General features: G+C 67.7%; 11 protein-coding genes. 7 read left to right on the top strand and 4 right to left on the bottom strand.

Features of this window, described 5'->3' with window-relative positions; translation table 11 throughout:
• Nucleotides 1–2 precede the first annotated feature (2 nt).
• Entirely contained in the window at nt 3–818 is an 816-nt protein-coding gene (locus tag NV1_RS13160; protein ID WP_067890573.1) for a class I SAM-dependent methyltransferase, read from the top strand.
• 222 nt (nt 819–1,040) lie between these two features.
• Here NV1_RS13160 and NV1_RS13155 read toward each other — a convergent pair whose 3' ends face one another.
• Nucleotides 1,041–2,996: a vWA domain-containing protein gene (locus NV1_RS13155; RefSeq protein ID WP_067890178.1), complete on the bottom strand. Its 1,956-nt coding sequence runs from the start codon at nt 2,994–2,996 to the stop codon at nt 1,041–1,043.
• A gap of 28 nt (nt 2,997–3,024) precedes the next feature.
• Nucleotides 3,025–4,422 carry an ATP-binding protein gene (locus NV1_RS13150; RefSeq protein WP_067890176.1) on the bottom strand — a complete coding sequence of 466 codons (1,398 nt, stop codon included), beginning with the start codon at nt 4,420–4,422 and terminating at the stop codon, nt 3,025–3,027.
• Between the two features lie 403 nt (nt 4,423–4,825).
• On the opposite strand from NV1_RS13150, the gene NV1_RS13145 reads away from it, so the two are divergent.
• Both NV1_RS13145 and NV1_RS13140 read left to right on the top strand, forming a co-directional pair.
• On the top strand, nt 4,826–5,254 hold the full coding sequence (locus NV1_RS13145; protein ID WP_067890571.1) for a DUF1707 SHOCT-like domain-containing protein: 429 nt from the start codon (nt 4,826–4,828) through the stop codon (nt 5,252–5,254).
• 302 nt (nt 5,255–5,556) lie between these two features.
• Entirely contained in the window at nt 5,557–6,102 is a 546-nt protein-coding gene (locus tag NV1_RS13140) for a DUF8020 domain-containing protein (RefSeq protein WP_067890168.1), read from the top strand.
• Between the two features lie 195 nt (nt 6,103–6,297).
• Here the strand turns inward: NV1_RS13140 and NV1_RS13135 are convergent, their stop codons facing one another.
• Together NV1_RS13135 and NV1_RS45105 are read right to left on the bottom strand one after the other, a co-directional pair.
• Nucleotides 6,298–7,116, bottom strand: coding sequence for a hypothetical protein (locus NV1_RS13135; RefSeq protein ID WP_067890162.1), 819 nt, complete (start codon nt 7,114–7,116; stop codon nt 6,298–6,300).
• 45 nt (nt 7,117–7,161) lie between these two features.
• A complete protein-coding gene (locus NV1_RS45105) occupies nt 7,162–7,719 on the bottom strand; it encodes a DivIVA domain-containing protein (RefSeq protein ID WP_169813325.1) in 558 nt (185 codons plus the stop codon).
• A gap of 161 nt (nt 7,720–7,880) precedes the next feature.
• On the opposite strand from NV1_RS45105, the gene NV1_RS13125 reads away from it, so the two are divergent.
• The 4 genes from NV1_RS13125 to secF all read left to right on the top strand — a co-directional run bounded on the left by NV1_RS13125 (nt 7,881) and on the right by secF (nt 13,192).
• Nucleotides 7,881–9,368, top strand: coding sequence for a flavin-containing monooxygenase (locus NV1_RS13125; protein WP_067890143.1), 1,488 nt, complete (start codon nt 7,881–7,883; stop codon nt 9,366–9,368).
• Nucleotides 9,369–9,613: 245 nt separating this feature from the next.
• Nucleotides 9,614–10,045 (top strand): preprotein translocase subunit YajC, encoded by a 432-nt coding sequence (yajC, locus tag NV1_RS13120; protein ID WP_067890142.1) that lies wholly within the window; start codon nt 9,614–9,616, stop codon nt 10,043–10,045.
• Between the two features lie 136 nt (nt 10,046–10,181).
• Nucleotides 10,182–11,981: a protein translocase subunit SecD gene (gene secD / locus NV1_RS13115; protein ID WP_067890568.1), complete on the top strand. Its 1,800-nt coding sequence runs from the start codon at nt 10,182–10,184 to the stop codon at nt 11,979–11,981.
• The gene (gene secF / locus NV1_RS13110) at nt 11,981–13,192 is read left to right on the top strand and encodes a protein translocase subunit SecF (protein WP_067890140.1); all 1,212 of its coding nucleotides are present in this window, start codon (nt 11,981–11,983) and stop codon (nt 13,190–13,192) included. Before secD ends, secF begins: the two co-directional genes overlap by 1 nt.
• Nucleotides 13,193–13,282 lie beyond the last annotated feature (90 nt).

Below are 13,282 nucleotides of genomic sequence, written 5' to 3'. Positions count from 1 at the left end.
ACATGACGCGCGCGCGTATCCCCTCTCCCTACGAGACCGGCTCATCCCGGTCGGACATCGAACGAGCCCTCATCGCCGCGGGAAAGGACCTCGACCACCTCCAGGCTGCCGACCTCGGAATGCTCGAGGACTTCCACACCAGCGGACGTATCGCGACCGAGCAACTCGCGGATCTGCTCGACATCGAACCCGGCAGCAACGTGCTCGATGCCGGTACCTGCATCGGCGGCACCGCGCGGTACCTCACCGCGCGCTTCGGCTGCAGGACGACGGCGATCGATCTGGCCGAAAGCTATTGCGACACGGCTCGATGGCTCAACCGTCTGGTCGGCCTGGACGACAGAATCGTCGTCAGGCAAGCAGATGTCACGGATCTCCCGTTCATCGACTCGTCCTTCGACGTGGTCTTCAGTCAGCACGTCCAAATGAACGTGGCCGATAAGAATCTCCTCTATCGGGAGGCGCGCCGCGTCCTGACCCGCGGTGGCCGACTTGCCATGTGGGACATCACCTCCAGCGAAAAGGGCGAACCGGATTACCCGGTGCCCTGGGCCGATCTGCCCGAACACAGCCACCTGATGACTCCGGCCGCGCTGAGCGCTACCGTCGAGGGCGCCGGATTCACCATCGAGCACTGGGCAGACCTCACCGAAACGGCCGTGGCCACGATGCGAATGGTGCGCGCGCTGCCTCCCGGTCCGCTCGGACTCCACGCGTTCGTCCCCGACTTCGGCACACGGATCGACAACCTCGTCGAAGCCCTCGCTGACGGACGCCTGCGAGCGATCCAGGCGATTGCACGGGCAACCTCACGCTAGCCGCGTCCGGCGATGGGCCTGGCACATCCGCAGCGAACATCGCTTGCGGCGCCGCTGCACCGAAACCCTCACGAATCGGCCTGGGTAGACCGCCCGGTCACCGCAACCAGCACCCCGCTACGATGTGCGAATCACGACCACCAGCAATACCCGAGCATCGAAACCGGCCGGGCCGCGCCCACGCTGCGGAGCTGGAGAACTCGAGCCGGGGCATGGCGACGGTCAGCGTCGGCGGCGGCCGTGCAGGTAGTCGCTGACCACGGCCGCGCCGAGGCCGTCGAGGTCGGGGGCGATGACGCGGCCGCCGGTGCGGCGGGCCACCAGGTCCACGAAGGCGGCCAGGCGCGGTTCGTCACCGAGCATGAATACCGTGATGGATGCGCCCAGTTTGGCCAGGGCGTCGACCTGGGTCATGGTGACGGCCAGGGTTCGGGGCTGGGGTGGCCAGCTGAAGTAGGCCTCGCCGTCGGATTCCAGGTGGGCGGTGGGTTCGCCGTCGGTGACGACCAGGACCACCGGCACCGCGTCGGGGTGCCGTCGCAGGTGCCGGCCGGCCAGCAGGAGGGCGTGGTGCAGGTTCGTGCCCTGCTCCCAAACTCCTTCCAGCGCAGTCAATTCGGAAACGTCAACCGATCCCGCGTGGCGGCCGAAGGTGATCACTTCCAGTGCGTCGGAACGGAATCGGGTGCTGATCAGCTGATGCAGGGCCAGCGCGGTGCGCTTCATCGGCACCCATCGGCCCTCCTGCACCATCGACCAGGAGGTGTCCACGCACAGCGCCACGGCCGCCCGAGAGCGCTGTTCGGTCTCGACGATCTCGACATCGGAGACGTCCAGCCGCACGCTACGGCTGCCCGCCGAGGCGGAGCGCAGCACCGCGTTGCGCACGGTCCGCGAGACGTCCCAGGGTTCGGTATCGCCGAATCGCCACGCCCGCGACGCGCCGGTCGGCTCGCCCGCCGCACCCGCCAGAGCGGTGTCGCGTTCGCCACGCCGCGATCGCAACTGCCCGACGACCGCACGCAGCGCGGTCTCGCCCAAGCGGCGCAATGCCTTGGGCGTCAAACGCAACGACCCGTCCGGCGCCCGTTCGAACAGACCCTGGCGACGCAGCTCACGCTCGAGTTCGGCCAGACGCCGAGCGTCGACGCGAGCCTCGTCACCGAGCTGGCGAGTCAGCGCGTCGAGGTCGATATCCTCGAGCCGCGCACCGGGATACGACTGGCCGAGTTGTTCGGCAAGGGCGTCGAGTTCGGCCAGATCCTGCATCGCCTGGGCGCCCTCGCCCATCCCGAGCGGATCCTGCCCGCGGAATCGCTGCGCGGACTCCCAGTCTTCACCCGGACGCAGCGCACGCAGATTCGCGTCCAGCGCGGCGACCTGCGCGGCGACGTCCGGATCGCCGAACGCCTGACCGATCAGTTCGGACAGTTCGGCGCGCTGCTGTTCGGACATCGAGTTGAGCATGCGCTGCGCGGCGGCCGACCGCGCGGCCAGCGCATCGATCAGCTCATCGGTATCGCGCGGATTCTCCGGGAAGAATTCGCCGTGTTCGGCCATGAATTCGGCGAACTGCTGTTCGGTGTCCTCGCCGCGGGCATGCGCGGCGAGTAGATCGTTGAGATCGGACATCATCCGCTTGATGCGTTCGACATCCTGGGGCGTGGTGCTTTGCAGCGCCTGCTTCATCCCCTGGAAACGCGATTCGAGCAGTTCCTGACCGAGCATGTCGCGGATCTTGCGGTAGTTCTCCCGGCCGGTCTCCGAACGCCAGTCGTATTCGGACAGTTCGCCCACCGCGGCCGCGGTGCTCGGCGGCAACGCGTCGAGCTGGGCCTCGGCGAAGCGGGCGTCGTCGGACGGATCGGGGAACAGTGCGCGGCGTTCGGCGTCCAGGGCCTCGTCCAGCAGTCGACGCACCTCCTGCAGGGTGCCGTCGAGCCGGTTGTGCCGGGTGATGTCGGCGCGACGCTGCCAGACCTGCCGGGTCAACTCGTCCAGGCCGCGCATATCGCGCATGCCGCGGCGCAGCAACTCCTCCATCGCCCGCCGCGGCGAGCTGCCCTCCATCACCTCGCGCCCGATCTGATCCAGGGCATCGCGCAGATCCAGTGGTGGCGCGAGCGGATCGGGGCCGTCGTGATAGGGGCCGTAGGAGTAGCGATCAGGGGCAGTCATGATCTCTCACAAGGGGATTCGACGGCGGTCACGAACCGTAGACCGCCATGCCGTCATCGGTGTCCTTGGCGACCTGCCGGGCCAGGAACAGCGCCTCGAGCGCGAATTCCACGGCGGCCGCGATCCGGGTCGGCGGTTCGGTGGGGTCGACGCCGAGGCGTTCGGCGACCTCGTGCAGAACCGGGAGCTCGGGCAGTGCGGACAGCACATCCTTGCCGGGGACGCGTTCGCCGGTGGTGACCAGATTGCCGTCGCCGACCGCGGTGGCCAGCGGGCGCAGATTCACCCCGCCGAGGCGGGAGCGGGCCGTCTCGGAGAACGCGCGGCGCATCAGGTGGGTGAGATGTTCCTGTTCGCGGCCCTCCTCGCCGGATTCGAACTCCAGCTTCCCGCGCAATACCGAGGGCACCGACTCCAGGTCGACGGGCCGTGCGACCGCGGGGCTCTCCCCGGTGATCGCGGACCGGCGCAGGGCGGCCGCGGCCACGGTTTCGGCCGCTGCGACCGCGAAACGCGCCGATACGCCCGAACGCTGGTCGATCGCGGGCGATTCACGCAATTGACGCACGAATCGGGCCAGTACCTCGATCAGCGGATCGCCCACCTCGGCGACCAGTTCGGCCTCTTGGCGGACCAGATCCACCTCGGACTCCACATCGAGCGGGTAGTGGGTGCGGATCTCGGCGCCGAAGCGGTCCTTGAGCGGGGTGATGATGCGGCCGCGGTTGGTGTAGTCCTCCGGGTTGGCCGTGGCGACGAGCAGCACGTCCAGCGGCAGGCGCAGCGTATAGCCGCGGACCTGGATATCGCGCTCCTCCATGACGTTCAGCAGCGCGACCTGGATGCGCTCGGCCAGATCGGGCAGCTCGTTCACCGCGACGACGCCCCGGTGCGCGCGCGGAACGAGTCCGAAGTGAATGGTTTCCGGATCGCCCAGGCTGCGGCCCTCGGCGACCTTGACCGGATCGACATCGCCGATCAGATCACCGACCGAGGTATCCGGGGTGGCCAGTTTCTCGGCGTACCGCTCGGAGCGGTGCCGCCAGGCGACCGGCAGATCGTCGCCGAGTTCGGCAGCCAGGCGTCGTCCGGCCGGACTGATCGGGTCGAGCGGATGTTCGCCCAGCTCAGCGCCCGCGATGACGGGCGTCCACTCGTCGAGCAGCCCGATGAGCGTGCGCAGCAACCGGGTCTTGCCCTGGCCGCGCTCGCCGAGCAGGACGACGTCGTGTCCGGCCAGCAGGGCCCGCTCGAGTTGCGGCAGGACGGTCCGGTCGAAGCCGACGATTCCGGGCCAGGGGTCGCCGCCGGAGCTGAGCAGGGCCAGCAGGTTCTCGCGGATCTCGGACTTCACGCTGCGCGGCAGATATCCGGCGGCACGCAGCTCGCCCGCGGTGGTGGGGAGGTTCTCCGGTGCGGTCACCATATCGACGCTACGACGATCTTGCGGTCCCGTCGACGCAACCGAACCGCGTCAGCTGCCGGAAAACAGGTTGACGGGTATGCATCGCCGGATAACGTATGACACCGCGACAACGCGGTCTGTGGGAAAATACCTGGCCAGTGCTGGTTTCCATATCCTGTCGCGAGCCGATTCGGCTCTGCGCGAACACCTTCTCGGCCGAATGCGACGCACAATGCCGCCGGATATCCGGAAATTGCGGGCGGGCACGGGCATTCGAGGGATCCGGGATATCCGCGCCGAATGCGACCGGGCTGCGCCGCCGAGCGTAGCCGTGAATACGCATCGCGGCGCAGGCGCGCCGGTCCGCGGACGATCTACCCTGGTGGCAGCTCGATTGTCGGCACTTTCCGGTGAGGCGGTAGCGATGGCCGATTCAGACTCCACGGACTTCGGAGCGTTCGCGGGCTCGGGGGCCGTGCGGATCGGCACGGCCGAACGTGAACAGGCCGCCGCGGCGCTCGGTGAGCATTTCGCCGCGGGCCGGCTCGCGGTCGACGAATACGATGATCGGGTGGCCCGTGCCTACGCCGCGAAAACGAACGCGGACCTCGCGGTCCTGTTCAGCGACCTGCCGCGTCCGGTGAGTCCGCAGTCACCGCGCCCGGCTCGGCCGCCCCGGTCACTGATTCCGGTGGCGGTGGTTGCCGTGCTGACACTCGCCGTCGTACTTGCCGTGACGACCCATTTCGTTCCGTTCTTCGTTTTCCCGGTGCTGTTCTTCGTATTCATCCGTGGCCGCCGGGGCTGGGCGCGCCGGTACTCCGGCGGACCGCGACAGTATCACCGGAGGTGATCGGTTCGGCCGTCGGGCGAGCTATCCGCCTGGCGCGCAACGGTTTCCCCACACTCGCCGCGTCATTGTGATCCAGATCACCGATGTGCGCCTACCTGCTGGTTCACCGCGGTAACGACAGCGCCCGCCCGGTTCGGGTGGCGTGCGGCAGCGGTTCCGGGCACTCTCATCCAGGGAAACCTTGTCGGGCAATGTGATCCAAAAACGACCGCCCCCGCGGGGCTTCCGCCAGAATGGATGCGGTCGAAGCGTCGGGGGTCGGACGTGTCGGTAGATCACCGACGGATTTGAGGGGAATGCATATGAGAGCCAAGAAGTTCGCTGCTACCGCGCTGCTCGCGATCGGCGCCACCGGCGTCACCGCGGGGGTCGTGCAAGCACAGCCTGTCACTCCTGCCGCCACCGGCATCCAGGGAGCCGATCACGGCGTGCAGTATTCGGTCGCGCCGACCGCGGACCACACCGGTGTGGCCGCGACCGTCGCGGCGGGTCGGTTCGCGCTCGCGCCCGACGCCCGGTCGGTCACGCTCACCGACGCCGCGGGCGCCGTCGTGGCCACGGTTCCGCTCGGTCTGCGGTCCGCCGCCGGGATCGTCGGTCTCACCCCGCGTATCGGGAACGACGGCCGAACCCTCACCCTCACACCGCAATCCGCGTCGTCGAACATCGTGAAGTCGATCGACGACGCCGACACCACCGCGCGCAAGCAGTACAACGCGGGTGTGGGCGCATTGATCGGTGCCGGCATCGGCGCGGTGATCGGCTTCTTCCTCGGCGGCGTCGGCGCTCTGGTGACAATTCCGCTCGGCGCGGGCATCGGCGCGCTGATCGGTTATTCCACCCCGTAATCCGGAACCACTCGGCCGGTATTCACCGGACGAGATCTTTCCTCGCGCAGCGCCGTTCGGGCCTCAACCGGACGGCGCTGCGTCGTGTACGGCTCCGTCCGTAACGCGCCGATGCGTGCATCATGCGGATGTATCGGCGCGCGTTCGAATCCGCCTGACTCATACCGAACCTCGGATCCGCGTATTCGCGTCGATTCATGAGATGTCGGTGGCGGACATGGCGCCCGGATTCTGCTGCGGAAGCACTCCAAGGCGGGGGACGTGATCCTCGGGGGGACTGCCGGGGTTGGAAATCCTGGGGGCGCCATGGATTTCGGGCTCGTCCGTGCCGGGTTCCGCGAGGCCCTCGACTGTGGGGAATTCGGCTACGGCCGTGTGGGATTCGGTGGGGCCGTGGTCGCCAGAGAATTCGGCCGTGACCTTTCCCGATTCGGTGGGGAGATCGTTCGTGTCGGCGGAACGTTCGGGCAGTGAGTCGAATTCGGTTCGCAGACGGTCGATCTCGGTCGCGAGTTCGTGGCGGATCTGTTCCCGTTCGGCCAGGCTGGCCCGCATCCCCTCGAGGGTGTCGTCCATCGCGGCCAGGCGGCGGTCCGCGCCCTCGAGCTGCCAGGCGATGACGGTGCGGCGGTCCACGTCGGCGCTCGCCGCGCCGACCCAATCGATGACGTAGTCCAGCCAATCGGGTTGTTTGGGCATGGTCACGGTCTCGTCCCAGCCCTGCCGCAGTGCGGGTTTACCCGAGATCACCCGTTCGCCGACGGTGGGGGCGTGCATCTGCACCAGGCTGAGCTTCCCGGCGCTCGTCACCACCGCGGTCAGGCGGTAGCGGCCCGCCAGGTGCATGCGCAGTTCGGCGGTGCCGCGGCCGTCTGCGTCCATCACACCCAGCCACGGCCCGTACGCGGCGTCGAGGATCGCCTCGATGATGCCGAGCTGCCCGACGCCCCGTCGCAGGCGGGTTGCCCGCTTGCGCAGGTCGTCCGGTGTGGCCGTCATCTGATCCCAGTGCATGCATCACCTTTCCGCTCGGCAGGCCGGATCGGGTGCCCACACTACTCACGATGCGATGTGCGTCCGCTCCTGCTCGGCGAGCGTCCGCACGACGACGTCCAGGAAGGCGTCCACTTCGTCGGCGTGATAAGCCGCGTCGCCGGGTTCGGCCGGGCCGAAGTCGACCGCGCGTGCCTCCTGGCTGCTCAATCCGGTTGGCCCGGCGTGCGCGAGGGTGGTGGCGACGACGTCGAGGAAGGTGTCGACCTGCGCGGCCGCATAGCCGTCGCGTCCGGCCGGGGGAGCGGAGAACCGGAGCCGCTGAACATCGCGCGGGCTCAGCCGCGCCGGGCCGGGATGCGGCGTGTCACCGCGGCGCGCGTATTCGAGATCCACACAGGCGCGGTCCAGGTAGTCGTCGACCTGATCGCGGTCGTAGCCGTGGTGTCCGAATGCGGCGGAGGAGAATTCGTGCTCGCGGATCTGCGCGGCGGTGAGCATCGCCCGGCCACCGAACGCCGCGGCGATCCGCTCGCAGAAGGCGTCCACCTCGGCCGCGTCGTAGCCGCGGTCTCCGGCGGTGGTCCTGGCGAAGCGGGTGATCCGCGCGTCCTGGGTCGTCACATCGAACATTCTTACTACGGGCCGGGGCGGAATGTAGTGCGGGTCACAATTATTCGGTCGGATCTCGATGTGCGCCGGTTCGTCGACGGCGCTGCGGGGCTGTGCCGGAGGCGAATGATGTGTCATTCTGTATCAGATACTTTGCGTAACGGAGGTTCGTTGTGGCGCCTCGATTCGATGCGATCGTGGTCGGAGCCGGGTTCGGTGGCATGGGTGCGGGCATCGAGCTCGACCGGCTCGGACTCGGCGATTTCGTGATCCTGGAACGGGAGAGCGATCTGGGCGGGACTTGGCACGTGAACCGGTACCCCGGACTCGCCGTGGATATCGCCTCGGTCACCTACTCGTACTCCTTCGAACCCAACCCGCACTGGTCGCGCCTGTTCGCGCCGGGCGCGGAGCTGAAGCGGTACGCCGAACACGTGGCGGACAAATACGATCTGCGCCGGCGGATGCGCTTCGACACCGTCGTCTCCGGCGCCCGCTGGGACGCCGAAGAGAGTCAGTGGGTCGTGAGCATCGAGGGCGGCGAACCGCTGACCGCCCGCTATCTGCTCACCGCGACCGGTTTCCTGTCCCAGCCGTACACCCCGCCGTTCCCGGGTATCGAAACCTTCACGGGCAAGATCATCCACACCACCGCCTGGGATCAGGACTACGACCTCACCGGCCGCCGGGCGGCGATCATCGGCACCGGCGCGACCGCCGTGCAACTCGTACCCGAAGTCGCGCGGGTGGTGAACGAGCTGACGGTATTCCAGCGCACCCCGATCTGGGTGGTGCCCAAAATCGACATGCCGATCCCACCCGTGGTGCAGAACATCTTCGATCGGGTGCCGCTCACCCAGCAGGCCGCCCGCCTGGCCAACACCACCGCGCTCGAGGCCCTGATGGTGATCGGCGTCCTGCACTTCCGGCAGGCCAAACTGCTGAACCGGGGCGCCGGCCTGCTGGCGAAGGCCCATCTGCGGACCCAGGTGCGCGATGCGCGGACCCGGCGCGAACTCACCCCGCACTACGACTTCGGCTGTAAACGGCCGACATTCTCGAACACCTATTTCAAGACGTTCAACGAACCGCACGTGCATCTGGAGACGCATTCGATCGAACGGGTCGAACCCGGCGGCATCGTCACTACCGACGGCCGCACGACCGAGATCGACACGTTGATACTGGCCACCGGCTTCAATCTGTGGGACGTGAACTTCCCGGCCATCGAGATCATCGGCCGGGACGGAGTGGATCTCGGAAAGTTCTGGCGGGACAATCGATTCCAGGCCTACGAGGGCATCACGGTGCCGAAGTTCCCGAACTTCCTGAGCCTGAACAGCCCGTACTCCTACAGCGGCCTGTCGTACTTCACCACCATCGAGGCGCAGATGAAACATATGGGCCGGTTGTTCGGAGAGATGTTCCGGCGAGACGCCCGGGTGTTCGAGGTGACCGGGCGGGCCAACACCGAATTCCTGGACCGGGTGACCGAGAAGCTGGAGTCCTCGGTGTTCTACGACGGGCACTGCTCGACCGCGCGCAGCTATTATTTCAACCAGCACGGCGAGGCGGCGCTGTTGCGCCCGACCAGTACCCTGAACGCCCATCGCGAGGCGGTCAGCTTCCCGCTGGACGATTACGTCTACGAACACGCCTGAGTCCGCTTCGCCGCCTTCGGCGCGGTCGGGTGGTGGCCGCGCGGCCGGGTACTCGCCCGGTGGGGTAGTGTTCGCCCGACCCCGGGGACGACCGCCCGGTCGCGAGGAGTCGGCGTCGGTACGGGTGCTCGTGGCGACCGTCGTGGGCGGTAACGGCGAGCTGATGGCAGACTGGGGTACTACGCTGGCAGTTCGGCGTCCGCCGGACCGCTTCCAACCGACAGAACCTAGGACCGACGACAACGATGGCTCAACTGCTGTTTCCCCTGCTGCTGGTAGCCCTGCTGGTGCCGATGTTCCTCGGTGTCCGCCGTCAGAAGCGCGAGGCCGCCAACACTACCTCCATGCAGGAGAACCTGAAGGTCGGCGATCGGGTAACCACCACCTCGGGCCTGTACGGCACCGTGGTCGATCTCGACGAGACGACCATCGATCTGGAGATCGCCGAGGACGTCGTGACCACCTGGCTGCGCGCCGCGGTGCGCGAGGTGCGTACCGAGGACGCCGCGGAGTCGGCCGAGCTCGAGTCGCACGACTCCGAGCTCGAGCCGGACGCGCCCGCCGCCGAGCCGCAGCCGCCGCACAGCGCTGTCAACGGCGCCACAGCGGAGGCGGTCAACGGGGCTCCGGCAGAGGAGTCCGTCGAGGACACCAACGCCCGCCTGACCAAGGAATGACCAACCCGCGTCGTCGCCCGGCCGCACCGGCCGCGTGCGATGGCGCTGCGGCATGTCCGCAGTCGACCGCTCGACCGGCATCCGCCTGCCCACCCTGTCCACTGCCCGGCCCAACACTGTCCAGGAGATAAGAACTGTGCCACCTTCCAAGGGAACGGGGCATCCGCTGCGGCTGCTCGGCGTCTATGCGCTGCTGCTGATCGTGATCTACGGCCTGGTGTTCTTCACCGATGCGAAGACCGCGGCGGCCAAACTCGGCATCGACCTGCAGGGCGGCACCCGCGTGACGCTCAGTGCGCGCACGCCGGACGGCAGCAAGCCGAGTCAGGACAGCCTCAAGCAGGCCCAGCAGATCATCGAATCCCGGGTCAACGGCCTCGGCGTCGCCGGGTCGGAGGTCGTCATCGACGGCGACAACCTGGTCATCACGGTGCCCGGACAGAACGGTCAGCAGGCCAAGTCGCTGGCCACCACCGCCAAGCTCTACATTCGCCCGGTCCTGCAGTCCGGTCAGCAGAACGCCGCGGGCGGTCTGCCCGGCGGGCCCACCGGCAATATCACTCCCGGGCTGCCGTTGCCGGGCATGACGCCGCCCGGAACTCAGCAGCCGGGCAACGCGACGCCCGCGCCGGCGCCGGGTGCGCAGAAGCCCGGCACCGCCAACCACGCCACGCAGAACCGCGTGTTCCCAGCGGACTACCACGAGCAGGCCCCGACCACGCCACCCGCCACGCCGAAGAAGCCGACGCCCTCGACGACGCCGAAACCGGCCACCCCGGCGCCGTCCACCTCGGCTCCGGCTCCGGCGAATACGCTCAGCCCGGCCGAGCAGACCAAACAGGCCATCGCCAAGGCCAAGGCCCTGCGCCAGAGCACCAATCAGCAGGTCCAGCAGCTCGCCCTGGCGACCCTGGATTGCAGTAAACCCGATCCGCTGGCCGGTAACGACGACCCGAATCTGCCGCTGGTCACCTGCGCAACCGACGGCACCGGCACCTATCTGCTGGACAAGAGCCGCATCGACGGGCAGGACATCAAGGACGCCAGCGCATCGTTCAACCAGCAGCAGTCGCAGTGGTCGGTGGATCTGACCTTCAAGCACTCCGATCCGTGGGCAAAGCTCACCGGTGACTACGTGAACCAGCAGGTCGCCTTCGTCCTGGACTCGAAGGTCGTCAGCGCGCCGGTGGTGCAGCAGGGCCCGCAGGAGGGCGGCACCACCTCGATCACCGGGCATTTCAACGCCCAGACCGCCAAGGATCTGGCCAACCAGCTCAAATACGGTTCGCTGCCGCTGTCCTTCGCTACCTCCGAGGCCGAGACGGTTTCCGCCACGCTGGGCCTGTCCTCGCTGCACGCGGGTCTGATCGCCGGTGCGGTCGGCCTGATCGCGGTGCTGCTGTACTGCCTGCTCTACTACCGGATGCTCGGCTTCCTCGCCGGATTCTCGCTCGTCGCTTCGGGTTTCGCGGTGTACGGGATCATCGTGCTGCTGGGCCGGTGGATCAATTTCACCCTGGATCTGGCCGGTATCGCCGGTCTGATCATCGGTATCGGTATGACCGCGGACTCGTTCGTGGTGTTCTTCGAACGCATCAAGGACGAGATGCGTGAGGGCCGAAGTTTCCGTTCGGCGGTGCCACGCGGCTGGTCGCGCGCCCAGCGCACCAACCTGTCCGGTAAGACGGTCAGCCTGATCGCCTCGGCGGTGCTGTACATCCTGGCCGCCGGTCAGGTGAAGGGCTTCGCCTTCACCCTCGGCCTGACCACCGTGCTCGACGTCATCGTGCTGTACCTGGTCACCTCGCCGCTGATGATGCTGGCCTCGCGCTCGCCGTTCTGGGCCAAGCCCTCGGTCAACGGACTGGGCGCGGTGGCGCAGTACGCGCGCGAACGCAAGGCCGCCGCCGGCATTCCGGCCGGTAAGGAGGCGTGATGAGCAACCCCAGTTCCGTCATGGAGACCGATACCGTGAACGATCAGGCCGTGACCGCCGCGCCCAGGCACGGGTTCTTCGAGCGGCTCTACACCGGCACCGGCGGCTTCCGGATCGTCGGGCGCCGTCGCGTGTACTACCTCGTGGCCGCGGCGCTGATCGTGATCGCGCTGTCGAGTATCGGACTGCGCGGATTCACCCTCGGCATCGACTTCGCCGGTGGTACCCGGATCCAGCTGCCCGCTGTCGCCGGGACCAGTACCTCGCAGGTCACCGACGCCTACGCCAAGGCGCTCGGGCACGATCCGGTCACCGTGCAGAAGGTCGGCTCGGGCGCCGCGGCCTCGTACGAGATCCGTTCGGACACACTGGATGCCACGCAGCAGGACAAGGTGCAGACCGCGCTGTTCGATGCCTTCCATCCGAAGGATTCGACCGGCACGGTCAGTCGCAACGCGATCAGCATCGCGGAGATCAGTTCGACCTGGGGTGGCCAGGTCACCCGCAAGGCGCTCATCGCCCTGGGCGTGTTCGTCCTGCTGACGATGATCTATATCGCGATCCGCTTCGAACGCGATATGTCCATCGCCGCGATCGCCTCGCTGTTCTTCAACCTGATCGTGACCGCGGGCCTCTACTCGATCGTCGGGTTCGAGGTGACCCCGGCCGCGGTGATCGGCCTGCTGACCATTCTGGGATACGTGCTCTACGACAACGTCGTCGTCTTCGACAAGGTCGAGGAGAACACCCGGGGAGTGCTGCATCGCACCAACCGCACCTATGCCGAATTCGCGAACCTCGCGGCCAACCAGACGCTGATGCGTTCGATCAACACCACCGTTATCGGCATCCTGCCGATCATCGGCATGCTGGTCATCGCGGTATGGCTGCTGGGCGTCGGCACGCTGAAGGATCTCGCGCTGGTACAGCTCATCGGTATGGTCGTCGGCGCGTACTCCTCGATCTTCTTCGCCGTGCCGCTGCTGGTCTCGATCAAGGAGCGATGGGGCCCGGTGGCCGTGCACACCCGGAAGGTGCTGAACAAGCGATCCGGTAGGGCGGCGCGGGCCGATGACGGCGACGCTCCGCGTCGCGCGGCGGCCTCGGGTGCTACGCCCCGTCGTCGTGAACCGGTGAATGAGGGTCCCCGGTCTGCGGCGCCGAGGCCCGGTGCGCGGCCGACCGGAAAGCGGCACAAGAACAGGCACTGACCATGCGGGCGCTGCCCTCGCGCAGTCGCGGCGAATTCAGCGGAGGAAGCTTGCGAAACGACGGAGGGCAGCGTGCGTAACCACGAAGGG

The organism is Nocardia vaccinii NBRC 15922, from assembly GCF_001613305.1.
Lineage (GTDB): Bacteria > Actinomycetota > Actinomycetes > Mycobacteriales > Mycobacteriaceae > Nocardia > Nocardia vaccinii.
The sequence above is the reverse complement of the archived record's forward strand: the minus strand, read 5'-3'. Positions and strand labels throughout refer to the sequence as shown.